The sequence below is a fragment of the Corynebacterium sp. HMSC077G07 genome, assembly GCF_001809225.1.
In the GTDB taxonomy this organism is placed as follows: Bacteria; Actinomycetota; Actinomycetes; order Mycobacteriales; family Mycobacteriaceae; genus Corynebacterium; species Corynebacterium jeikeium_D.
Window position 1 is genome coordinate 36,184 of the sequence record NZ_KV796535.1, and the last position, 22,793, is coordinate 58,976.

Here is a 22,793-nt window from a genome sequence, read left to right on the forward strand (position 1 = left end):
TATAAATCAGCACGTAAAAAGCACAATAGTTAGGAAAGTTAGTTATGACTCAGCCAGATATGAACGCAATTCTGCAGCAGGCACAGCAGATGCAGGCGCAGCTGCAGGCAGCACAGCAGGAGATCGTCGCCTCCACCATCGTCGGTGAGGCCGGTGGCGGTCTGGTCAAGGTGACTATGCAGGGCTCGGGCGAGGTCACGGACATCGCCATTGATCCGAAGGTCGTAGACCCGGAGGATGTCGACGGGCTGCAGGACCTGGTCCTCGCAGCTTTCCAGGACGCTACCGCTAAGGTGCAGTCGCTGGCAGAGCAGAAGATGGGCCCGCTGTCCCAGGGCTTCGACGGTCTCGGTGGCCTCGGTTTCTAAATTAGCTTTTCAGACCAGTAATTGTAGGTAATTATCATTGTTCGAGGGACCACTCCAAGATCTCATTGATGAGTTCTCGCGCCTGCCGGGCATCGGCCCGAAGTCAGCTCAGCGTATCGCTTTCTACTTGATGAAGGCGGAGCCGGAGGACATCGGGCGACTCCAATCCGCGCTGGGGCGGGTGCGCGAGGGTGTGCAATTCTGCCGGGTCTGCGGCAACATCTCGGAAAGCGACGTGTGCCAGTACTGCTCGGACACACGCCGCGACCGTGGTCTGGTGTGCGTCGTTGAAGAGGCGCGCGATATCCAGGCCATCGAGCGCACGGGGGAGTACAACGGTCGCTACCACGTGCTCGGCGGGGCGCTCGATCCGCTCGGCGGCATCGGTCCGAACGAGCTCAATATCCGCACGCTGCTGCAACGTATCGCCGGCGTGCTTGACGACGTCGACGAGACCGAGCCCCCCGAAATCCACGAGGTCATCATCGCGACTGACCCCAACACCGAGGGCGAAGCAACCGCGACCTATTTGGCCCGGCTGCTCCGGGACTTCCCGGATCTCGAGGTCACTCGGTTGGCCTCCGGCATGCCGCTCGGCGGTGACTTGGAGTTCGTCGATGAACTCACCTTGTCCCGCGCGCTGACGGGCCGGCTGAAGGTCTAGGCCCGCCAACCGGCCGCTGACCAGTCAGCTCGGCCGGTCGCGCGAAACCACAAAAACTAGCGCTCGCTCTTCGGACGCGGCTTGGACAGGATGCGTTCTTCGCGCAGCTTATCCACTACCTCGAGGTCTAGCGGAGCCAGGCTCGACAGGTCCTGGTTGGTCGCGCGGGCCAGCAGCAGATCAGCCAGCTGCGGATTGCGAGCCAACACAGGTCCGTGCAGGTAGGTACAGATAATCGAGCCCTGCACCGCGCCTTCGACGCCACCGGTCGGTGTGAGTGCAGAAACATCCACTCCCGGAGCAATCCCGGAGTCCGCCTGCTCCACTTCCGGGCCGGTATTGCCCACGCCACGGACAACCCGACCAAGCGGCTTCGCATCGGCACCCAGGGTCGTGCGACCCATGTGGTTTTCGAAGCCAGTCAGTGGGCTGGCGTCGACGTCGTCAAGCAAACCGTTCGTGGGATCGACGAGCGTGCAGATTTCGCCGATCGCGCGCGACTCGAGTGAATCAGTGGTGCAGTCGACAAGGCCGAGACCTGCGACGTCGCGTCCGCCCGCGCGGAAGGAATTGCCGAAGATCTGGAAGCCCGCGCAAATCGCGAGGATCTGCTTCCCGGCCTCGGCTGCCTTTTTGATGCCGCCGTCATTGATCAGATGCTCCACCGCGATGGTTTGTGCGACGTCCTCGCCGCCGCCGACGGTGTAGATATCCAGGTCGGTGGGGACGGCATCGCCCAGCTTGATCGGGACAATCTCGGCGTCAATCCCACGCATCCGCGCGCGTTGCCGCAGCACCAGCGCATTTCCGTCATCGCCGTAGGTGCCCAGCACGTCCGGGAGGATCAGGCCGATAGACAGCTCGCTCATTTACTTTTCCTCCTGTGCTCGTTCGATGTCGCGCTTCAAATCGCGGAAGGCGGTGTAGTTCGCCAGCACCTCAACTCGGGTGACGCTTGACGACGACCCCCGCGCCTCACACGACCGGATCGCCTGCAGCGGATTTGCGACCAACCTCGCATCGATGCCCGCATACAGCAACCGCACCGCGAGGTCAGTTCCGCGTTCGCCCGCGGACAGCACATCCATGCCGTCGAAGTCCTCGAAGCGGACATCCCACAGCCAGGACAGATCCTCGCCGTCAGCGACGTGACCGTTGACTGCGATGACCACTGCATCTGCGGTGCGGTCGACCATGGACAGCGCCTCCTGCCAGCCGGCCGGGTTCTTGGCCAACAGCATGCGCACGTGCTTCTCGGCGCCTTTGTCATCTCTCACAACCATGGTGGAGTAGCGGCCCGCAACGTTGTCGACGGTCTCGGTGGCCCGGAGGGACTTCCCCAGGTCCGCGCCCATATCGACAGCGCCCGCGATTGCCAAGGTGGCGTTGCCGCGGTTGGCGTTGCCCGGCAGCGTGAGGTTCATCGGCAGGGTGTCGCCAGCAGGCGTGATGACTCCCTCCGCAGTGATGCGGTAGTCCGGCTCAGGGCGCTTAAACTCCGAGCCGTCCGGGAGTGGCTTCACGGCATACCAGTCGTGGCCGTCCTGGATGATAGGGCCGCCGGTGCGCGGGGAGGAGGTGGCATCGTTGGTCCAGCCGCCGCCCGCGGAGACCCAAATAACCTTCTTGGCATCCCACGCAGCCGATGCGATGAGTGGGTCGTCGCAGTTGGCGATGACCGTCGCCTGCGGGTTAGCGTCCACCGCAGCGCGGAGTGTGGCCTCAATCTTGTTGATCTCGCCGACGCGGTCGAGCTGGTCGCGGGAAAGGTTCAGCAGCACCAGGACCTGCGGTTTCAGATCCTCTGCGATGTGCGGGACGTGCAGCTCATCGACTTCCAGGACCAGGCTGTCCGCATCGGGAGTAGCGAGCAGCGCGGAGATGATGCCCGCGTCCATGTTGTCGCCGCCTTCGTTGGTGGCCACGTTGTGGCCAGCGGCGCGCATGGCGGCCGCGAACATACGGGTGGTGGTGGACTTGCCGTTGGTGCCAGTGATGATCGCGGCCGGGCGTCCCTTGCCGAGGGAAGCCAGAATGCGCGGGTCAATCTTCTGCGCAATCAGGCCACCAATCATGCCACCCGCGCCGCGACCGGACTTCCGGGAGGCCCAGGTGGCGGCGTGAGCGGCGGATGTGGCGAGGCCGGCGCGCAGGCGGGCGCCGGTGCCGCGCAGGCCACGAGAACTATTCGAGTCGCGGGAGCCACTCGAAGCAGTACCGTGCGGGCTGGCATCCGCGCTATCAGCGGAATGCGATTGCGGAGAGGTGCCATTTGTCATGTGTGTAAATATTACGCGCACGAAAGGGCTAGGCCTAAGAAGCAGGCCTGTGAGGCCTGATGGGATTTGTGGGAGGTCTCCCTGCGGAGCCTTGAAATCTGAACTTTGAGGTGATTGCGATCATGTTGATCTTCGGGGATTAGGCGGTCATGCGGCGGAAGAGAGGAAGGAGATTACCGAGGTGAGAAAGCGTATTTGAGGAATCGAATTCAAGCACTGAATCAAAGAATTATTGTTTTGATTCATGTGTTGCCCTATACTGTCCACTAGCAGATAAGGGGGAAGAGGTATGGCTAATACAGAAAGCAACTTCTTCGGCGCGCGCTTGCATCAGTTGCGCACAAATCGTGGCATGACCACACGTGATTTGGCTGACGCCACCGATGGTGTGGTGTCGCAATCTGCAGTCAGTCGCCTGGAAAATGGCAAGGCGACTTACTCACTTGAGCAGGTTATGGCGCTTGCGTGGGCTCTTGGCGTGCCGTTGGATGAACTTGTGGAGGAAAACCCGGTCAGCCAGCGTGTGCAGGCCGTGGCCCGCACTTCACAGGATGGCGCGAGTGTTAAGGGAGCGCGGGAGATGCTTTTGCCTTACCTGCAGCTTCGAGTGCTGCTAACTCAAAATTAAGGAGGGTTCCCCATGTGCAGTGCGAGCAAGGAGGGGCTCGACCTTGCTATAGAGTTCCGCAAGAAGCACACCCTAGGAAATGATCCAATCGCCGACATCGCTGGCTTTATGCAGTTGGTTAATGCAGATTTTATGATTCTGGATTTACCAGCCAATGTTGATGCACTTGCTTTGCGTGACCCCGTGACGGGAGCGACAGTCATTGGAATTGCGAAGTCATCCGTTCCTTACCGTCAGCGGTTTACCGTTGCGCATGAAATTGGGCATTTTGTTTCCAATGATTTCGAGTCCTCGAAAATCGTTGCAGATGATGAGCACTCTGAGCCTGGAATATACGCCTGTGGCAAGCGTGATTATCAGGAAGTTCGTGCTGATGCCTTCGCTCGTAATGTGCTCTGCCCAACTGATGGGTTGAAAACAGACCAGAACCTCGGCGAGCTTATCGGTGGAGGTGACGTCCTTGCTGCGTTGTCCCATGTCGTTCGCAAGTATCAAATTTCGCCGCGAGTCGCACTTATTCAGATGAGGCGCGCAGACCTCATTAGCGAAGGGCAATCGGAAGAACTGAAAGGTGTATCAGCTCCCACGCTGGCTGCCCGGTATGGCTGGAAAGCTGACTATGACCGCGCGGGAAAGGTCTCCGAACTAGTGCAACCATCAGCGCGGTTGGTGAAAGACGTATATCGCGCTTACGAACAGGGGATAGTCGACCTTCCCAGCATTGCTTTTGCTGAAATGAGCAGTGTCGATGAGGTGAAGGAGCTGATAAGTGCATCGCAGTCACAGTTACCGCCATTGAGGCATGATGCGAATGTGCAGAATCAGGATGCGGCTGACACGGAAGCAGATCCCTTCGCGGAACTAGACGCTTTCTTCGGCGATGGTCCCGATAGTTTAGAAAGCGCCCAATAAACGATGGCTGGTTACCTCCTAATAGCTGATACAAGCGTACTTCTTAATTTCGTATGTTCGAAGAATCACCAGTATTTGCTCGACTTCGCAGGCAAGATGACCATCAGCATTCCAGGAGCAGTCAAAAATGAAGTCGAACGCAAATTGGATAAACGGCGCTTCAACTGCGGAAAGAGACACTGGGATTGGTTTCTGGGGCACCCGAATGTCGAAGTTCTCGACGATGACCACAAAAAACTTTATCCCTATGTTCGCCTCTATTCTGGTCCTGGCTATACCTTTCAAGGGGGCAAAGCTAAACGCCTGGGAGAGTACATCGCTATCGCCCATTGTCTTTATGCGAAAGATCAGGGTAAGGGCGTAGCCACTGCGCTCATCATGGATGATGGTGATGCCTGTGAGCTAGCGCGGAAGCAAGAAGCTGGATACATTTTCAATACCGAGCACGTGCTACTGCAATGCGTGAAGTCGGGCTCTATTGGGTCGCGCGGGCAAGCCAAGGAAATTTGGGAAGACCTCCAGAAATTTGATGTCCTAGTCAATTTTGAGCACACCAAACTTAATGGCAAGAGTCTGTATAAAAAGGCCGCCGAAAAATGATGAACCCTGACATCACTTTCTACTACGACCGCGATTGTGGGTTCTGCGAGGCAAGCGTGACCCTTCTGGCCAAACTCAGTGGTGTCCGCATGATTGGTGCTAGTCCCGAAGACCAGTCCTTGCCAGAGGAAGTTCGTCAACACATCTCAGCTGAGGCGGTCGCCATGCTTCCAACCCCGGCGGTCGCCACAATCCCAGCCGAAGCAGCAGTCGGTGAACCTGGTGCTAAGAGCGGCCGAGAATTTCGGTACGGCCACGAGGCGATAGGTATCGCCTTGCGTGAGGGCGGCACCAAGGCACTATTCCGATGTGCGGGCACATTCCTGCTCTTCCCGCCACTGACAAAACTGTGGAGCTTTATCTATAAGGTTGTCGCTTCCAACCGTCACAGAATCAGCGCGGTCCTGGGGCTTAACGCCTGCAAACTAGACTCCACAAGATGACTATCCGGCAGGCCCGTTGCCCCAGTGCCACTGCAATTACCCAATGAGCAGCCACCGAGTCAGCCGTTAGCCTCGTCCTTCACAGCGGCCGGCGACATCTCTCCGACCAGTCGCAAGAATGCCTCATCGGAAACGATCGGAATGTCCTTCCGGTGGGCATGCATGGCCTTGCCCGTCAGTTGATCCGGTGTCACATCCGCAGGTCGGTTACACACCAGCACCGATGACTCTCGCGTGACCTTCTCCGAGTACGCCAGCCCAGCCCGCACGCCCGCCGCAATCAGCTCATCCGGGTCCAGCGACACCTCTGGCGCCACGACGAACTCCATGCCCGTCGCGAGCTTCCGCCCCGGCGTATAACGGCCGGGGTTCTCCACGGGGCGCGGCGCTTCCATCGCGTCGACACGCACTACCGAGCGCTGCAGGCCCACAATGTCCTCGCGCAGCTGGTCGGGCGTGTACATGTTCAGGGTTGTACCCTCGTCGAGCCCGCCCTGTGCGCGGAAGAGCGCAAGCGTGGTGGTGACGTCATCCAACGTCCGCACCCGCTCCGGCACCGAGATGCCGGCAATCGATGCCTCGGGTGAAGGCACATCGAGGCCGTAGGCGCGCGCGACGGCGCGCAGGCGAGCGTCGTCAAGCCGTTTGCCCTGGCGGCGCGCCGTTTCCAACGTATCGGCAATCCGTGCGGGCGCCGGAATTCTCGCGACGCGAGTGCGCGTACGACGACGCCCCCGCTTATTCCGCGCGGATCGCTCACGATTCGCTTGACGACGGGCCCTCTTGGCCTCGGCAACTATAAAACCCCAGACCAGCGGTGCATTATGAGCAACCAGCGTGCGCCCATCGAGCGCGTGCGCGAGCTTGGCCTGGATCACCCCGAACTTCGGGGCTCCCTCGAAGTCCGCGGGCTCGAGGCCGTGAAGGTGCGTCGGGCCGGGATCTTCTGTGGGATCGATGACGACATGCCAGGTGTCCACGATGTTGCCGCTGCCGTCGGCGGTAGACACTCCCAGGCTGACCAGCCGAGACGTCTTGGGATGGATGCCCGTGGCCTGGATAGACACGATTGCGTAAGGAGCTTCCTCAGCCGACGAGAACTGTTTGTGCTCGTCAGCAGCCTTTGTCGCAGCGGTCTCGGCTGTGGCCGGTGTGGTTGTGGCCGTTGTGGGTGTGCCAGCGGTACTCGCGCCGGTTGCGATTGCGCCGGTAGTAGCCGCGTCGGTGGTGGCTGCGTCCGTTGTGGTGGAAGCCGGTGCTGTTGGTGGTGTTTTCGCGCCCGCTGCCGACGCGCGTTGAGAACGGCGACGATTCCGCCGCCGCCTCTTCGTCTGAGAAGAGGTCCCAGTCGCTTTGCGCTCCTCGCGCGCCGATTCAGTCATGCCTCAAGACTAGCGGGTGCGCTCACCCGCGGAGAAAGTGACTAGGTTTATGACACTTTGAGCACAAAATTTGCCACGAAAGTGTCATAAACCTAGTCAGTAACTTGGGCACTAGCTCGGCCTCAAGCTCAGAAGGACCGTGGGGCACGGTCACACGGGTCCCGTAAACCACGCAAACTACAAAAACCACGCAAGGCCCAAAAGTTTTCCCCCGACTGGGTGCTCAGCCGAAAAGGAATGGAACCGCGAGGGCAATTTCCGCGCCTTATTAAATAGGGGCCACAAAACAGTGCCACAAGCCAAGGCCACAAATAGCGCCACAAATAGAGCCACAAAACAGCGCCACAAAAATAGGGACGAAATAACTACCACGGGGCAACAGCCACAGGACAACAACCACGGGGCGGGGGAGAAATGGTCAACAAGAAACGCAAGCAACTGGTGGCGGACCAGTTTGGAATCATTAGGCCGGATGACCAGCCGGGGAATGGATACCGCGAGGTCGCAAGGCAAGCGCGGGCCGGTTATCTGGAGCGGCTTTGCCGAGGTCACTATGTAGTCGCGCACGCCTGGGAGGGGCTCCACCGCGAGAAACGCCTGGCTATTACTGCTTTGGCGGTGGTCTCCGAGACGTCGTCAGGCATTATTTCGGGAGCTGCAGCGCTGGCCTTGCACGGTTCGTGGGTGCTGGTGCGCGATGCGAAGATTGTGGTCGTGGGCGGGAGTCAGGAGTTCCACGGCATCGACTATTGCATGCGCTTGCGCTCGGAGATCCATCTGGATCACACGCAGGGGCTCGCGGACCGGCGGATCGCGGTGCTCGCGCGTGCGGCCTTTGATGAGTGTCGCGTCCGGTTCAGGCAGAAGGGGCCGGAGTCCGTGTCGTGGCGGGCGGCGGTGTTGGCTGTCGAAGGTGCGCTGCGGCATGGCGCCACGCGCGATCAGCTGGAGGAGCTCCCGGTGCATTATCCCAGCGTGCGGGGCCAAGAGCTGTTTCACCGTGCGCTCGCGGTCTGTCATGGTCGTTGCGAAACGCCCGGTGAGGCGCTGACTAAAGCCGCGCTTCTCGAACTCGGCCTGAAATTCCACGAGCAAGCCGAAATCTGGTCGCGTGGCACCAGCCACGATCCGCCGCACTTTCTCGCCCGCGTGGATTTTTATATCCCTGACCTGCTGCTTGTCGTGGAGTTCGATGGCCACATCAAGTATTCGGCGAGCGAGGTCGCGCCGACGCCCGCGGCTCAGTCCGAGCTCCTCACGCGGGAGACTTACCGCGAGCGTTCGCTGCGCGCAACGGGGCTGGATGTCGCGCGGGTGGTGTGGAAAGAGGTGGAATTGCACGCAGTTCGCTTATCGACGCTCCGTTCAATCCTGATCGAGCGCGAACGCGTGGTAGCCGCAGGTGGGGTGACTTTCCGTGCGGATGTGCGCAATGCCGGCCCGTTGATTGGGTAGTGGGGCCGAGGGGCCGCTGGATAGTTTGTCCCAAAGAGAAAGTGACTAGGTTTATGACACTTTGAGCACAAATTTTGCCACGAAAGTGTCATAAACCTAGTCAGTAACTATGTGGAGTTTAAGCCAGTGCGCGGTTGACCGCGCTGGTGACTGCCTTCAGCGATGCGTAGGTGATGGAACCAGCGATGCCGGAGCCCCAGACCTTGGTGCCGTTGACATCTGCGAGGACGTAGGCCGCAGCCTCGGCGTCGTCACCTGCGGTGCGAGCGTGCTGGACGTACTCCTGAACCTCGACGTTGATGCCGAGCTTCTCCAGGGCGTTGGCGTAAGCGGCCAGCGGGCCGTTGCCGACACCCTCGACGGTCTGCTCTTTACCCTCGTAGACGATGTGAGCCTTGATCTTGGTGGCATCCGACTCGTTCTGAGGGGCATCGACAGTCAGGGCAATCTGCTCGAGCGGAGTTTCGCGGTCCAGGTACTCACCTGCGAAGATGTCCCAAATCGCCTTGGAGTTGACTTCGCCGCCCTCGGCGTCGGTGACTGCCTGCACGACGGAGGAGAACTCAACCTGCATGGAGCGCGGCAGGTTCATGCCGTGGTCCGTCTTCATGATGTAGGCCACGCCGCCCTTGCCGGACTGGGAGTTCACGCGAATAACGGCCTCGTAAGAACGACCGACGTCCTTCGGGTCGATAGGCAGGTAAGGAACTTCCCAGGTCACCGCGCGCAGGTCCTCGTCGGAAAGCTCCTTGACGGCAGCGCCCGGGCGGACCTTGTCTGCCATTGCGTCGAGGCCCTTGTTCACGGCGTCCTGGTGGGAACCGGAGAAAGCGGTGAAGACCAGGTCGCCGCCGTACGGGTGGCGCTCCGGAACGCGCAGCTGGTTGCAGTACTCGACGGTGCGGCGGATCATATCGATGTCGGAAAAGTCGATTTGCGGGTCGACTCCCTGGGTCAGCATGTTCAGGCCCAGGGTGACCAGGCAGACGTTACCGGTGCGCTCGCCGTTGCCGAAGAGGCAGCCCTCGATGCGGTCGGCGCCGGCCATGTAGCCCAGCTCGGCGGTGGCGATGCCGGTACCGCGGTCGTTGTGCGGGTGCAGCGACAGGATGATGGAGTCGCGGCGGTTGAGGTTGCGGTGCATCCACTCGATGGAGTCTGCGTAGACGTTCGGAGTGATCATCTCCACGGTCGACGGCAGGTTGATGATGATTGGGTTCTCCGGCGTCGGGTCGATGACATCAACCACGGCGTCGACAACTTCCTTGGCGTACTCAACCTCGGTGCCGGTGTAGGACTCCGGCGAGTACTCCCAACGCCAGTTGGTGTCCGGGTAGTCCTTCGCGATGGTCTTAATCAGCTCTGCGGCGTCGGTGGCAATCTTCTTGATTGCGTCCTTGTCCTTACGGAACACAACATCGCGCTGCAGGATCGAGGTGGAGTTGTAGAAGTGAACGATGACGTTCTTAGCGCCGGCACATGCCTCGAAGGTGCGGCGAATCAGGTGCTCGCGAGCCTGAACCAGAACCTGGATGGTGACGTCGTCCGGGATCATGTTCTTCTCAATGATCTCGCGCACGAAGTTGTAGTCAGTCTGGGAAGCGGACGGGAATCCGACCTCAATTTCCTTGTATCCCATCTGGACCAGCAGCTCGAACATGCGGCGCTTGCGCTCCGGGCTCATCGGATCAATCAGTGCCTGGTTGCCGTCGCGCAGGTCGACGGCACACCAAACCGGTGCCTTAGTAATGCGCTTGTCCGGCCAGGTGCGGTCCTTCAGCTGGAAGTCCTGAACTTCCTGGTCGTAAGGCAGGTAGCGGTTGGTTGCCATCTGGGAGTTGCGCTGCTTATTCCAAGCAGGCTGTCCTTCCGGAATCTCGCCAGCAGGAGTGGAGATTACAGAAGGAGCGGAAATAAAAGCGTCGGAAGGAGACATGTTGTGGGCCTTTCTAATTCGGACTTTTCTTGTAGGCCGGCACAACTAACCCCGCGACGGGGAGCCGGCCTTAAACCCAAGCCCCGCCGCGGCATAGAAGCAGTAGTCCGCGTTGCATGTGATGTACCTTACCCCTTTGTTTATATGATTTTCATCATTCGGGGGTTTTAGTGGGGGAAATATGCGCGGGTTTCTGTGCCGTAAGAGTTCTGCGTCGTTAGGGGCTGTGCGGTGGGGCTCCGTGCAGTGAAAGGCGTTGCCGACGGCCCCGCCCATCGATAGTTCTAAAACTAGTACCAATGTATTTAGCGGATTAAAGATGATAGCGTCCTTAAGGTGCAAACTAGCTGGTCTATTCTTAAGCGAGACTTGCGCCGTCTCCGCAATAGCCCAAGAGTGTGGGTAATCGTCATCGGCGTGATGATTACCCCTGCCTTGTACTCCTGGTTCAACATCCCAGGCTTCTGGGATCCGTACGAGCACACCGAGAACATTGGCGTGGCAATTGTGAATGAGGACAAGGGCGCGAGTTCCTCGGTTACCGGAAGCCTCAATATCGGTAACCAGGTGGTCAAACAACTAAAACAAAATCATGAACTGGGCTGGCAGTTCCCCGATGCCGAGAAGGCAGACCGAGACCTAAAGCGCGGCAAGGTCTATGCCGAAATCACCATTCCGCCGAATTTCTCGCAGGAAATGGTTGACCTGATTCAAGGGCAGGGGCATCCAGCAAAGCTGAAATACCGCGCTAACCAGAAGATCAACGCGATCTCGCCGCACATCACGGCGCAGGGCGCGTCCGGTATTGATGGTCAGATTTCCGCTTCCTTTAATAAGGAGATTGCGAAGGCGGTCACCGAGGAGGTTAAGGAAGCTGGCGGCCTGCTGCAGGGGCGGTTCGATGCGGCTCGTCTCAATTCCGCTGACGCTTTCCAGGATGTCGCCGATGCGGTTGCCAATAGCCGCGATGAAGTCGGTGCTATCCAGGAGCAGATTGGCGATCTGCAGCCGACGATTGCGCAGATCAAGAAGACTCTCGGCAGCGTGGACACGGCCCTCGATGACGCCCAGGATGCGTTGACGCAGGTGCAGGCGATTACTGGTGAGCTCAACAACGAGGTCCTGAATTTCTCCGCGGATCTCAACGACGCCTACCTGCAGGGCAGTACCGCCCTGGTAGAGGGCACCGGTAACGCCAACGCCGCGATCGGCGCGATGACTGGCAATCTGCAGGGCGCAATTTCCCGTTCGGATTCCGCGACGGCTGCGGCGGAGGACATCGTCAAGCAGGCGGATCAGGTCATTGGCGGCCTGAATTCCCTGTTGGATGCCAGCCCGCTCAACGGCCCGGATAAACAGGCAATCCAGCGCACAATCGATGCGCTCGACGAGAGCAACGCCACCAATAAAGAGCTGGTGGAGGGTCTGAAGAACGTCTCCGGCTCGGCGCAGGGAACTCTCGACTCCCTCAACGCCACCAGCGAGGCATTGGCGCAGGCCACTAAGGACGGCAAGGCCGCCTCGGATCAGATTCGTCAGGCGTCCCAGGACTCACTCCCGCAGTTGAGCAAGGCGCTTAATCAGCTCAACGCGCGCGTGGGTTCGTACGCGGCGGCGCTTGGCGCGCAAAAGGACACCGTCAAGGAAACGTCCGCGCTTCTCGACGCTACGAGTGGGCAGCTTTCTGCTGCGGATCAGGTCCTCGAGAGCTTCAAGGCCGACCTTGATGGTGTGCGCGATGGCTTGGAAACTGCGCGTCTCGATGTTCTTACCCTGGGCACCACCGAAGAGCGCGAAGCCATGAACATGGTCAACGACCTCGATCCTGAGGGTATCTCGCAGTTCCTGAGCGATCCGGCTGAGGTTAAGACCGAGGCCGTGTTCCCGGTGGATCACTACGGCTCGGGTATGGCGGCGCTGTTTACCAACCTGTCGTTGTGGATTGGTGCGTTCATTCTGATTGTGATTTTCCGCGTGGAAGTCGACGCGGAAGGTTTCAAGGAAATCACGGTGGGCCAGGCGTACATGGGCCGCACATTGCTGCTGGGCATCATCGCTACTTTCCAGGCGCTGATTGTCTCTATCGGTGACATCGTCATTGGTGTGCAGCATGTCAGCGCGGTTGCGTTCGTCCTCACCTGTGTCGTGGTGGAGTTGTGTTATCTCGCCATTATTTACAGTTTGGTGTCGGCGTTTGGCCACGTGGGACGTGGTATTGCCGTAGTGCTCGCGTTTATTCAGATTCCTGGCGCCGCCGGTCTCTATCCAATTGAGATGACCCCGGACTTCTTCCAGGCGCTGAATCCGTTCTTGCCGTTGACCTACGGCATTGATGCTCTCCGCGAGACCATTGGTGGTTTCTACTCGAATTACTACCTGAAGAACATGCTCACCTTGATGGCCATGGCAGTGGTCGCCTACGTGGTCGGTTACTGGCTGCGCCGCAGCCTGTCCTCGGTCAATGTCTTGGTTAACCACCAGCTTGAAGAGGGCGGACTGGTCAACAACGAAGAAGTCCACCTGGTCGGTAGCGGATACAAGCTCAGTGACCTCGTCTTTGCGCTGCGTAACCGCGAGGAGTACCAATCGCGAGTCGACGAGCGGATGGAGAATCTGCGTGGCAGCTACGCGCTGTTCATGCGCATTGCCGTTGGTGTCTCGTTGGCCGCCCTGGTGGTGCTGGGTATTTTGGCCCGTAACTACCCGGATCAGAAGGCCCTGTTCTTCGGTCTGGCTTGCCTGTTTGTGCTGCTCTGCCTCGCCTACATCGCGGTGCGCGAGTACGTCAAGCAGTCTGTGATTCACGCCCAGGAGCTCAGCGAGCTGTCGGAGGAGGAGCTGCGCGCCTACATGGAGCACCAAACTTCCCATCCGCATGCGTACTCGCTGGAAAATGCTGGTGATTCGGTTGAGCCACAGGCGAAGGTGTCGTCGGCAAGCGTGAAGACTTCCTCAGAAGGTGAAGCCTAATGAGAAACGTTCTTGAAATTGTGCGGAATGACTTTCGGGTAATCCGCCAGAACACGATGACCGGCATCATGGTTTTCGGTCTGGTGCTGATTCCGCTGCTGTTCACCTGCTTTAACGTGCTGGCCAGCTGGGAGCCGTTTGAGAACACCGAAAAGCTGAAGATTGCGGTCGCCAGTAATGACCGTGGTCATCGCACGGATATCGGTGCGATTGACGTGAACTTGGGCAATGAGGTGCTGTCGAAGCTGAGCCGTAATCACGACATCGACTGGCAGATTACGGATTCTGAGGACGCCATCGACGGCACTAAGTCCGGTGACTACTACGCGGCAATCGTGCTTCCGGAGAACTTCAGTACCGAACTGATGACCTTCTACGTCCGAGGCACCAAGGCGCCTAAGCTGACGCTCTATACGAATGAGAAGAAGAACGCGCTTTCGTCAATCATTACGAGTAAGGGCGCGAGTGGCGTTATTCAGGAGATTGACAAGAACTTCACGCAGGTCGTCGCCAGTGTTGGGCTGGGCGTGATCACCTCGCTGGATGAGTATCTAAACACCTCCGACTCCAAGCAGGCACTGACGCGCGTGCAAAACCGCGTTGATGACACCGCCGCGCGGCTGCGCTCCGGTGCGCAGACTGCTCGTTCGCTGTCCACGCTGGTGGAGACCACCGTGCCGCTGGTGGAGACCGCGGATTCCATTTTGGAAAACGCTGGTGCGCGGATGGACATTCTGCGCAATGGTTCGGGTGACGGCAACGTCGCAGGCGATCTGGAAGCCGCGGTCGGCAATGTTCGCGACTCGGTTAGCACGGCGCTCGACGCAACGCAGTCGAGCTACGAAGGCGTGCGCGACCGCGTCAACGAGCTTGTCGACGGCACCCAGGCCACCAGCGGCGCGACCGCGGATACCTTCGATGCGATGGCGGCCAAATTCGGCCAGCAGGCCGACGGTCTGACTGCGATGCGCGACCGCCTGGAAGACACCGTGGGGGCAGTGGTTCCGGGTGTCGCTAAGCCGGGCTACGACCGCGCGATTTCCGATCTGAACACCTCGATTGCTCGCACCCGTGGGCTGCAGGAGAGTTTCTCCGCCGTGGCGGCGGATTTGCGCGGTGGCCGGGATACGGGATCGTCGATAAGCCAGGCGAAGGACGCTTTCACGGCTGCGATTGCCGCTGTGGAAAATGCCAAAAACTCCTACGAGCAGAACCTGCGCCCGCAGATCGACGCACTGTCGGAGCCGGTGTCGCGTCTGAGCAACGACATCGAGGTCATTGGCGAGGACATTCGCGGCATCCGCGGTACGATTTCCGGCTCGCCGGTGGACACGCTGCGTAAGACCAGCGCCGCCACGATGGGTCTGAGCAACCGTTTTGATGATCTGGCCGCTCGCTTCGACGAGATTCACAACGCGCTGGAAGAGGCGAAGGACACCGGGGACCTCTCGCGAATTGCTGAGGCCGTCGGTGATGACCCAAGTGCCCTGGCAGCGCAGTTGGCCGCGCCGGTGCAGGTCGAGGAAGACCCCGTCTTCCCAGTCCAGAGCTTCGGTGCGGGTATGGCGCCGTTCTATGCGACCCTCGCGCTGTGGATCGGTGCGCTGCTGTCGTCGGTGCTGATCCGCACCACGGTCCGTAGCCGCGGCGGTCAGAAGGTCGGCGATGATGAGGCCGAGAATGTGGTCAGCGATGCAGTCGATGATGCGCAGGGCGATGCAGCCAGCGATGAAATCGACGAGCCGACCAGTGACGCACAAATCAACGCTGCGCAGGCCGATGACTACACCCGCGTCGAGAAGTACTTCGGCCGGTTCGCCACCTTCGCCAGCGTGGGCCTGGTTCAGTCCACACTGATGGTGTTGGGACTCCAGGTGTACGTGGGCATCGAGCCCGCGCACCGATTCCTGATGCTGCTGGCCGGCTGGGTGATTTCGCTGGTGTTTATGATGATCGTCTTCTCGTTCGTCTTCACCTTCGACAACGCCGGCAAGGCCATCTGCGTGCTGTTGCTGGTGATGCAGGTCTCGGCCGCAGGTGGCGCGTATCCGCTGCCGCTGGTGCCACAGTGGGTCCAGAACATTAGCCCTTGGCTGCCGGGTACCTACGCGATCGATATGTTCCGCAGCTCCATCGCCGGTATCTATGAGGCAGACTACTGGAAGCTGATGTTCATGTTGGCGCTGTTCATCATCCCGTCGCTGATTCTGGCGCTGGGCCTTCAGCGCATCTTTGAAAAGGGAATCAACGAGATCAAGAACGCAATCGAGGAGACGAAGGTGATGGCGACTTCGTAAGGGGGCCTAATCCTCCGCCTCGTCATTCTCTGTCTCGTCGCTCTCGCGCTCGGCTTCCGGCTCGCCCTTGCCGTCGCGCGAGAGCTTCCGCAGCCACCAAATCAGCAGCGCAATGATCACCGCCGCTGCTGCCAGGATGGCCCACATCCACCACTGCCACTGCGAACCGCTGCCGTCGAACACGGACTCCTCGTCAGGATCCATCGGCACCTGATGCCCCGTCACCAGCAGTCGGTGCGTGTTAATGCCGTAAGGCGTGCACGTAATCAGGGTGATCAGGTCTTCTCCGGGGACGCGTCGTAAAGCATCGGTTTCATCCGGCTTTACGACGGCTACGTCGTGGACCTCATACTTCAACTTGTGACCCGCGACTGCGATGTAGAACGCGTCGCCCTTCTTGACCTTGTCGAGGTTGTCCCACAGCGTCGCATTTTGCAGACCCGTATGCGCCGACAGCGACGCGTGACGACCTTCACCCTCGCCCACTCCGCCGACCGGGAAGTCGGTGCCGTAGAGGTGACCGACACCGCGCGAGAGCGACTTTTCCGACGTGCCGTGGAAAATGGGCAGGTCAGAGTTGATGGACGGGATGACGATGCGGCCGAGCGCGTCGGTCTCGCCAAGCACGTCGAGGTAGTGGCGGTAGCGCTGGTACTCCGGGGAAGACTCGTCATCGGAGGTGGTCCAGGCGTCGCCGGGATTGACCTCGCCGAGGCTGGCGTTGTACTCGTGGGCCTCATTCCAGGCGGTGTCCAAGACCTCAGGAGGAGCGGATTTCTCCAGCTTGGAGTATTCATCTGCGGCGCGGGCCTGCAGGAAGTTGTTCCACTGCGTTGCGACAACCGGGTACAGCAGCACTCCCAAACCACCAATGATCAACAGCAGGGCGATGATGGTGTTCGAGTTGAGCTTCTTGCCTTTTTGGGGCTTTGCTTGGGTTTTGGATGCGGCGCTGGCGTTAGTATCGTTTGCGCGTTCGGACTTCCGCTTAGATGTCGGTTTAGATGCCCGCTTGGAAGTTGCCCGCTTGGAATGGGAATGACGCCCCATCGAGTCCTACCTTTGGTGACCTTGTGCATAGCGGCCACGGGTCTTTCTCACCAGGGACAGTTCCCGGGCAGGGATAGCCAGGCCGACAAATCGCTAACGACTTAATAAGTGCACATACCAATTTAGGTCATGCAACCCGGGAGAGCTGAACTCTACTCACCGTGCTGTGGCATCGGTGGAATCTGTGGTGGTGTTTGCGGTGCTTGTGGTGTCGGTGTCTGCGGTGTTTGCGATGCTTGGGGCGTCGGTGGTCGCGGTGTCTGCGGTGTTTTCGGTGCTTGGGGCGCTTGTGGCGCTTGTGGAGGTCGCCTCTGCCGGCCGAGCCGCCAGGGCAATAGTGGCAGAAATCATGGTCACCAGTGCGATAAACAGCGCCACCCACTGCACACCAACCGCCTGGAAGCGCTCACCAAGAACGATGTATCCCAAGCTGAAGGCAACGATCGGCTCCACGACGGTCATAGCTGGCAGCGAAGCCTGCAACGGTCCCGCGTTAAAAGCCGCCTGCTGCAGGCCGACGCCAATAACCGCCAGTGCCACCAGCAGCCAGAGTTCCCAGGAGAGCAGGAGTTGGACGAGTCCGTCATTGACATAAGTATCGACCACCGACTTAGACAGCAACGCGACGAAGCCGTACAGCCAGCCGGTTGCCGTGCCGAGCAGTAGGGCCTTCGGGTTCTGGCGCAGCACTCCGCGCTGTTTGGTGTCTGAGCCGCCGCCGGCGCCGGTGCCGGTGTTGGGCCACTGAACTGCAGCGGCGTAAAGCCCGCAGGTGACCACGCCACCGACGGCGAGAGCCCATCCCCACAGGTAGGTGGGGATATCGGTGGAGCCGGCAGTCGGCTTGCCGAGCAACACCAGCGTCGCCACCGCAAAAGTAAGCGCCACGGACCAGATCATCTCTGACCGCGAAATCCGCCGACCGTTGACCTTCGCTGCCAGCGGGAGCGTGAGCATCAGCTTCATGACCAGCAACGGCTGCACCAGGAGCAACGTGCCGAATGCCAACGCCGTGACCTGAAATACATACCCGGCAATCGCCAGGCCCGAGCCCAGCCACCAGCGCGGCAGCTTCAGGGTCTTCGCCACTCCGCGAAGTGTGCTGGTGCCCTCTTCCAGTGTTCCGGAGAGGTTGTGGCGGATGACGGTTCCCCACGCGATGCTGAGTGCGGACAGCAGTGCCAGTATCGCTGCGAGAAGGTCATTGTTCACGTAGGAGATGCTAGGCACGCAACACTTGTCATGTCCACTTCGCAGGGGTTGGGCGGGGCAGTGCTTGGTGCCCGCAGCGCCTCGGGAATTAGCTGGTTCGGCCAAGAAGCTGACTGAGCCCGGAGTGGAGCTGGCTGAGCCCGGAGTTCTTGGCACAGTACCGAGAGTTACTGACTAGGTTTATGTCAGTTTTGACAAGTTTCAGGGCATATTTTTGTCATAAACTTAGTCAGTTTCACATTTGCAGCCCGCAGCAGCGTCCGATCCGCACCCAACCCATGCCCAATAACCCCGCAACCCCTACGCAACCCGATCCAAACCCTCCACGCAACCCCCACAAGCTACGTTTTGGTAACCCACTATGTAATTACGAATGCAACTCAAGTAAATTGAGTCAATAATAGTTACTTGCATATAGTTGCCTAGTTTTTGGAGGTTGCCGACCATGGCACTGGTTGTGCAGAAGTACGGTGGTTCATCCCTGGAGAGCGCCGAACGCATTCGTCGTGTTGCAGAACGAATTGTGGAAACCAAAAAGCAGGGCAATGACGTCGTGGTTGTCTGCTCGGCAATGGGCGACACCACCGATGAGCTTCTGGACCTCGCTGAGCAGGTCAACCCGGTCCCGCCGGGACGCGAGATGGATATGCTCCTGACCGCCGGTGAGCGTATTTCTAATGCACTGGTCGCTATGGCGATTGCAAGCCTCGGCGCCTCGGCTCGGTCTTTCACCGGTTCACAGGCTGGCGTGATTACCACGGAGCGCCACGGTAACGCCCGCATTGTCGAGGTCACTCCGGGCCGTGTCCGTGAGGCTCTCGATGAGGGCCATATCTGCCTAGTGGCCGGTTTCCAGGGTGTAAACCGCGAGACCAAGGACGTCACTACGCTGGGCCGTGGTGGCTCGGATACCACTGCGGTTGCCCTCGCGGCAGCCCTAGAGGCGGACGTCTGCGAGATTTACTCCGACGTGGACGGCGTGTACACCGCGGATCCGCGCATTGTGCCGGACGCACAGCGTTTGGACAACATTTCCTTCGAGGAGATGTTGGAGATGGCCGCGGTTGGCGCGAAGATTTTGCAGCTGCGAAGTGTCGAATACGCCCGTGCGTTTAATGTCCCGTTGCGTGTGCGTTCGTCGTATAGCAATGAACTTGGCACCCTTGTTGATGGATCGATGGAGGATATTCCTATGGAAGAAGCAGTGTTGACCGGTGTGGCGCATGACCGCTCCGAGGCGAAGGTGACCGTGCTGGGCATTCCGGATGATCCGGGCCAGGCGGCGAAGATGTTCCGTGCTGTTGCGGATGCGGAGATCAACATCGATATGGTGCTGCAGAACGTCTCCACCGTCGCGGATAACCGCACTGACATTACTTTCACGTGCCCGCGCGAGGATGCTCCGAAGGCGATGGCGTTGCTGAAGAAGCTGCAGGCTGACAACGACTGGAAGGACGTGCTTTACGACGATCACGTGGGCAAGGTCTCCTTGGTCGGTGCTGGCATGAAGTCCCACCCGGGTGTGACTGCGACGTTCTGTGAGGCGCTCGCTGATGAGGGTGTGAATATCGATCTGATTTCCACTTCTGAGATTCGTATCTCGGTGCTGGTTAATGACCAGGATGTCGACAAGTCTGTGAAGGCCCTGCACGACGCTTTCAATCTCGGTGGAGACACTGAGGCTGTTGTTTACGCTGGTACGGGACGTTAAGGAGTTTTCATGACCACGATTGCTGTTGTTGGTGCCACTGGCCAGGTTGGTCGTGTGATGCGCACTCTTCTGGCGGAGCGTAATTTCCCGGCCGATAAGGTTCGTTTTTTCGCTTCTGCTCGTAGTGCGGGCAAGGAGTTGGAGTTCCGCGGCGAGAAGATTGTTGTCGAGGATGTCGCGGCTACTTCTGACGAGGATCTGAAGGGCATTGATGTCGCGGTGTTCTCCGCTGGCGGCACGCTGTCGAAGGAGCAGGCTCCGCGTTTTGCGGCTGCTGGCGCTGTTGTTGTTGATAACTCGTCGGCGTGGCGTAAGGATCCGGAGGTCCCGTTGGTGGTCTCCGAGGTCAACCCGGATGCTTTGCAGGACATCCCGAAGGGCATTGTCGCGAATCCGAATTGCACCACCATGGCCGCGATGCCGGTTCTCAAGCCGCTTCACGACGAGGCCGGGTTGCAGCGTCTGCGTGTGTCCTCCTATCAGGCGGTCTCGGGTTCGGGCCTTGCTGGTGTGAATACTCTGGCTGGCCAGGTGCGCGAGAACGTCGACAACCTGGAGAAGCTGACCACTGATGGTTCGGCTCTGGTTGCGGAGGACTTTGGTCCGTATGTCGCCCCGATTGCTTTCAACGCGCTGCCGGTGGCTGGAAACTTTGTTGATGACGGTTCACTGGAGACTGATGAGGAGCAGAAGCTCCGCAATGAGTCCCGCAAGATTCTGTCTATCCCTGAGCTGGCTGTTGCTGGTACTTGTGTGCGCGTTCCGGTGTTCACTGGCCACACGCTGGTGATTCACGCTGAGTTTGAGAATGCTCTGTCCGTAGAGAAGGCAACCGAACTGCTGGAGTCCGCGCCGGGCGTGAAGGTCGTCGACGTTCCGAATCCGCTTGCCGCCGCTGGTGTGGATGAGTCCCTGGTGGGTCGTATCCGTGTCGATCAGTCGGTTCCGGAGGGGCGTGGCCTGGTGCTGGTTGTCTCTGGCGACAATCTGCGTAAGGGCGCTGCTCTGAATACCATCCAGATTGCGGAGTTGTTGGTCGCTGACCAGTAGTTGAGCGCAGTACTTAAAAGCGCAAAAAGTTAAGCCTCGGCACTTAGCGAACTTCGTGCTCTCAATGGCAACTACTCCCCACTAGTCGGTAACTGATTTCTCAGTCCAACTAATGGGGAGCAGTTCACATTTGTTGCGGTAGGGGGCCTATTTTTTCTTATTGACGCCCACGCTTTCCGCTTGGCTGCAGCGCCAGCGGAATGTGAGATTGTGCGAGCGCAGTGCTGGGGGGGGGATTGCGTCACGGGAGGCGCCGGCGCCCTATTTGGCGGCGTGAGGATGTGCAGATGTCGCTAGACCGGGAATGCGTGGCCGACGGCGCCGTTTTTGGGGCGCTAGCAGGGGTGAATGTCGCTAGACCGGGAATGCGTTAAAGACACTGATTTGCAGCTCCGCAAAACTGCAGGTCAGGGAATTGTCGCAAAATTCGGAGGCGCGCCTGTGCTGACAGATTCCCGTTCTAGCGACATTTCGACCTTCGAAGTGCAACTTTTCCGACAGTTGGTGCCACGAGTTGCAATAGCGCGAGCATCTCGGCACTGAGAGCCAGGGTGGCTAGGGTGGCCAGGGCGGTGACAGTGGCCAGAGTGGCTAGGGTGGCCAGAGTGGCGTCGGGTGGCCAGCGTGGCGACGGTGGCCAGGGCGGCGATGGAGTCGGTAGCGGCCGAGCGGGAAGCGGACTAACTTAGGGCAGCCTGTTGTGTGGTTAGCCTTACCTGTGTAATATAGACCCGATTACTGTGTTGGCCGTAGCCGAAAGAGGCCATCAGTCTCTTGGGGCTACGGGTACTTTACAGCGTCTCAAAGAGTTCCTTACACGTTAGGCTTTCACATGTTTCGAAACAATTCGCTGACCCGTCGAGCGGCGCTGAAGACCGCCGCTGTCTTGGCAGCATCCACTCTTGTTCTGTCTGGTTGCTCCCGAGGCGACGACGCGGCGGCGTCAAAAAATGAGGGCACCGGGGATGAGCGCATCGCCGCAGTTGGCCTGGGAGACAGCGATACCTTGCTCGCTCTAGGCATCCAACCAGTCCTCGTAGCGCCCTGGGGTGCTGAGGGAGATGTTGATGCGTCTGGCGTCGGCCCATGGGCTACCGAAAAGCTCGGCGACAACAAGCCTGAAGTGGTTTACGGTACTGCCAACGGATTCACTGCTGAAATCCTGGAGAAGATCTCCGCCGCTAATCCGGACAAGATCATTGCGGTGAACTCTGCCGTAGACGCGCAGGCGAAGAAGGCGCTTAATGACATCGCCCCAACCACCGTTAAGCCAGACGGTGCCACGGACTGGCAGATCCCCTGGCGGGATCAGGTCAACCAGATCGCCGGCGCTGTAGACAAGCAAGAAGAAGGCGACAAACTCGTCGAAGAAACGCAGAAGGCCTTCGATGATTTCCAACAGCAGCACCCTGAGCTCAAAGGCAAGCGTGCGGCTATCGTCATGCCTTATCAGGGAAAGATCGGCCTGTACACCTCCGGTGACGGTCGCGGGCAGTTTATCAAGAGTCTGGGCTTCGAGATCCCGAAGGAGCTCGAAGGTAACGGGGGCGAGTTCTACCGCGACATCGCACCTGAGAACTACAGCGACCTCAACAACGTCGATTACCTCTTCATCCTTGATTACCAGGGTGCCGCCGATACCTTGAAGAAGGATCCAACATTCAGCAAGCTGGACGTTGTTCGCGAAGGCAAGGTCCGCTGGATGGACGAAAACGTGGGCAATGCAATGAGTATGCCGAACCCATTGACCATCCCCTGGGCAGTCGACAAGTTCTCTGACGCAATTTAATTGAAAGTGTCCGTTTCAAGAACTCGACATTCTTTGGTGTTTTCCCG

General features: G+C 59.3%; 18 protein-coding genes. 12 read left to right on the top strand and 6 right to left on the bottom strand.

Going from position 1 to position 22,793, the window contains the following annotated elements; genetic code table 11:
• The first annotated feature begins 44 nt into the window (after positions 1-44).
• Positions 45-368: a YbaB/EbfC family nucleoid-associated protein gene (locus tag HMPREF2562_RS05905; RefSeq protein ID WP_005511884.1), complete on the top strand. Its 324-nt coding sequence runs from the start codon at positions 45-47 to the stop codon at positions 366-368.
• Between the two features lie 37 nt (positions 369-405).
• Positions 406-1,032, top strand: coding sequence for a recombination mediator RecR (gene recR / locus HMPREF2562_RS05910; protein ID WP_038627355.1), 627 nt, complete (start codon positions 406-408; stop codon positions 1,030-1,032).
• Between the two features lie 56 nt (positions 1,033-1,088).
• On the opposite strand, the gene HMPREF2562_RS05915 is transcribed toward recR, so the two are convergent.
• Positions 1,089-1,901, bottom strand: a complete 813-nt coding sequence (locus tag HMPREF2562_RS05915; protein ID WP_070549754.1) for a type 1 glutamine amidotransferase — start codon at positions 1,899-1,901, stop codon at positions 1,089-1,091.
• Entirely contained in the window at positions 1,902-3,311 is a 1,410-nt protein-coding gene (locus HMPREF2562_RS05920; RefSeq protein ID WP_246819333.1) for a MurT ligase domain-containing protein, read from the bottom strand.
• Positions 3,312-3,600: 289 nt separating this feature from the next.
• Here HMPREF2562_RS05920 and HMPREF2562_RS05925 point away from each other — a divergent pair, with 289 nt between their 5' ends.
• From HMPREF2562_RS05925 to HMPREF2562_RS05940, 4 genes are all read left to right on the top strand, one after another.
• A complete protein-coding gene (locus HMPREF2562_RS05925) occupies positions 3,601-3,939 on the top strand; it encodes a helix-turn-helix domain-containing protein (protein ID WP_049190157.1) in 339 nt (112 codons plus the stop codon).
• 12 nt (positions 3,940-3,951) lie between these two features.
• On the top strand, positions 3,952-4,851 hold the full coding sequence (locus tag HMPREF2562_RS05930; protein WP_070549755.1) for an ImmA/IrrE family metallo-endopeptidase: 900 nt from the start codon (positions 3,952-3,954) through the stop codon (positions 4,849-4,851).
• A 96-nt stretch (positions 4,852-4,947) separates the two neighbouring features.
• Positions 4,948-5,451, top strand: a complete 504-nt coding sequence (locus HMPREF2562_RS05935) for a PIN domain-containing protein (RefSeq protein WP_141744776.1) — start codon at positions 4,948-4,950, stop codon at positions 5,449-5,451.
• Positions 5,448-5,894 (top strand): thiol-disulfide oxidoreductase DCC family protein, encoded by a 447-nt coding sequence (locus HMPREF2562_RS05940; protein WP_049190150.1) that lies wholly within the window; start codon positions 5,448-5,450, stop codon positions 5,892-5,894. Before HMPREF2562_RS05935 ends, HMPREF2562_RS05940 begins: the two co-directional genes overlap by 4 nt.
• A 59-nt stretch (positions 5,895-5,953) precedes the next feature.
• Here HMPREF2562_RS05940 and HMPREF2562_RS05945 read toward each other — a convergent pair whose 3' ends face one another.
• Complete coding sequence (locus HMPREF2562_RS05945) at positions 5,954-7,276, bottom strand: exonuclease domain-containing protein (protein WP_083295707.1); 1,323 nt, start codon at positions 7,274-7,276, stop codon at positions 5,954-5,956.
• Between the two features lie 414 nt (positions 7,277-7,690).
• Here HMPREF2562_RS05945 and HMPREF2562_RS05950 point away from each other — a divergent pair, with 414 nt between their 5' ends.
• Positions 7,691-8,731: a hypothetical protein gene (locus HMPREF2562_RS05950; protein ID WP_070549757.1), complete on the top strand. Its 1,041-nt coding sequence runs from the start codon at positions 7,691-7,693 to the stop codon at positions 8,729-8,731.
• A 118-nt stretch (positions 8,732-8,849) separates the two neighbouring features.
• On the opposite strand, the gene leuA is transcribed toward HMPREF2562_RS05950, so the two are convergent.
• A complete protein-coding gene (gene leuA, locus HMPREF2562_RS05955) occupies positions 8,850-10,667 on the bottom strand; it encodes a 2-isopropylmalate synthase (protein ID WP_070549758.1) in 1,818 nt (605 codons plus the stop codon).
• Positions 10,668-11,003: 336 nt separating this feature from the next.
• On the opposite strand from leuA, the gene HMPREF2562_RS05960 reads away from it, so the two are divergent.
• Both HMPREF2562_RS05960 and HMPREF2562_RS05965 read left to right on the top strand, forming a co-directional pair.
• A complete protein-coding gene (locus tag HMPREF2562_RS05960) occupies positions 11,004-13,637 on the top strand; it encodes a YhgE/Pip domain-containing protein (protein WP_070549759.1) in 2,634 nt (877 codons plus the stop codon).
• A complete protein-coding gene (locus HMPREF2562_RS05965) occupies positions 13,637-15,934 on the top strand; it encodes a YhgE/Pip domain-containing protein (protein ID WP_070549760.1) in 2,298 nt (765 codons plus the stop codon). The genes HMPREF2562_RS05960 and HMPREF2562_RS05965 overlap by 1 nt, the downstream gene beginning before the upstream one ends.
• Positions 15,935-15,940: 6 nt before the next feature.
• Here HMPREF2562_RS05965 and HMPREF2562_RS05970 read toward each other — a convergent pair whose 3' ends face one another.
• Positions 15,941-16,984, bottom strand: coding sequence for a class C sortase (locus HMPREF2562_RS05970; RefSeq protein WP_016421881.1), 1,044 nt, complete (start codon positions 16,982-16,984; stop codon positions 15,941-15,943).
• Positions 16,985-17,140: 156 nt separating this feature from the next.
• Positions 17,141-18,196: a DMT family transporter gene (locus HMPREF2562_RS05975; RefSeq protein ID WP_231367167.1), complete on the bottom strand. Its 1,056-nt coding sequence runs from the start codon at positions 18,194-18,196 to the stop codon at positions 17,141-17,143.
• Between the two features lie 445 nt (positions 18,197-18,641).
• Between HMPREF2562_RS05975 and HMPREF2562_RS05980 the strand changes: the two genes are divergently transcribed.
• From HMPREF2562_RS05980 to HMPREF2562_RS05990, 3 genes are all read left to right on the top strand, one after another.
• Complete coding sequence (locus HMPREF2562_RS05980) at positions 18,642-19,907, top strand: aspartate kinase (protein WP_016421883.1); 1,266 nt, start codon at positions 18,642-18,644, stop codon at positions 19,905-19,907.
• Between the two features lie 9 nt (positions 19,908-19,916).
• A complete protein-coding gene (locus HMPREF2562_RS05985) occupies positions 19,917-20,957 on the top strand; it encodes an aspartate-semialdehyde dehydrogenase (RefSeq protein WP_016421884.1) in 1,041 nt (346 codons plus the stop codon).
• 832 nt (positions 20,958-21,789) lie between these two features.
• The gene (locus HMPREF2562_RS05990; protein WP_049171163.1) at positions 21,790-22,746 is read left to right on the top strand and encodes an iron-siderophore ABC transporter substrate-binding protein; all 957 of its coding nucleotides are present in this window, start codon (positions 21,790-21,792) and stop codon (positions 22,744-22,746) included.
• The last annotated feature ends 47 nt before the right edge of the window (positions 22,747-22,793 follow it).

Excerpts from the sequence above, each read along its gene's own strand:
- HMPREF2562_RS05990 (WP_049171163.1), top strand. The coding sequence starts at position 21,790 with ATGTTTCGAAACAATTCGCTGACCCGTCGAGCGGCGCTGAAGACCGCC.
- HMPREF2562_RS05925 (WP_049190157.1), top strand. The coding sequence starts at position 3,601 with ATGGCTAATACAGAAAGCAACTTCTTCGGCGCGCGCTTGCATCAGTTG.
- HMPREF2562_RS05915 (WP_070549754.1), bottom strand. The coding sequence starts at position 1,901 with ATGAGCGAGCTGTCTATCGGCCTGATCCTCCCGGACGTGCTGGGCACC.
- HMPREF2562_RS05950 (WP_070549757.1), top strand. The coding sequence starts at position 7,691 with ATGGTCAACAAGAAACGCAAGCAACTGGTGGCGGACCAGTTTGGAATC.
- HMPREF2562_RS05935 (WP_141744776.1), top strand. The coding sequence starts at position 4,948 with ATGACCATCAGCATTCCAGGAGCAGTCAAAAATGAAGTCGAACGCAAA.
- HMPREF2562_RS05970 (WP_016421881.1), bottom strand. The coding sequence starts at position 16,984 with ATGGGGCGTCATTCCCATTCCAAGCGGGCAACTTCCAAGCGGGCATCT.
- HMPREF2562_RS05940 (WP_049190150.1), top strand. The coding sequence starts at position 5,448 with ATGATGAACCCTGACATCACTTTCTACTACGACCGCGATTGTGGGTTC.
- HMPREF2562_RS05920 (WP_246819333.1), bottom strand. The coding sequence starts at position 3,311 with ATGACAAATGGCACCTCTCCGCAATCGCATTCCGCTGATAGCGCGGAT.
- HMPREF2562_RS05985 (WP_016421884.1), top strand. The coding sequence starts at position 19,917 with ATGACCACGATTGCTGTTGTTGGTGCCACTGGCCAGGTTGGTCGTGTG.
- leuA (WP_070549758.1), bottom strand. The coding sequence starts at position 10,667 with ATGTCTCCTTCCGACGCTTTTATTTCCGCTCCTTCTGTAATCTCCACT.
- HMPREF2562_RS05980 (WP_016421883.1), top strand. The coding sequence starts at position 18,642 with ATGGCACTGGTTGTGCAGAAGTACGGTGGTTCATCCCTGGAGAGCGCC.
- HMPREF2562_RS05965 (WP_070549760.1), top strand. The coding sequence starts at position 13,637 with ATGAGAAACGTTCTTGAAATTGTGCGGAATGACTTTCGGGTAATCCGC.
- HMPREF2562_RS05930 (WP_070549755.1), top strand. The coding sequence starts at position 3,952 with ATGTGCAGTGCGAGCAAGGAGGGGCTCGACCTTGCTATAGAGTTCCGC.
- HMPREF2562_RS05945 (WP_083295707.1), bottom strand. The coding sequence starts at position 7,276 with ATGACTGAATCGGCGCGCGAGGAGCGCAAAGCGACTGGGACCTCTTCT.
- HMPREF2562_RS05905 (WP_005511884.1), top strand. The coding sequence starts at position 45 with ATGACTCAGCCAGATATGAACGCAATTCTGCAGCAGGCACAGCAGATG.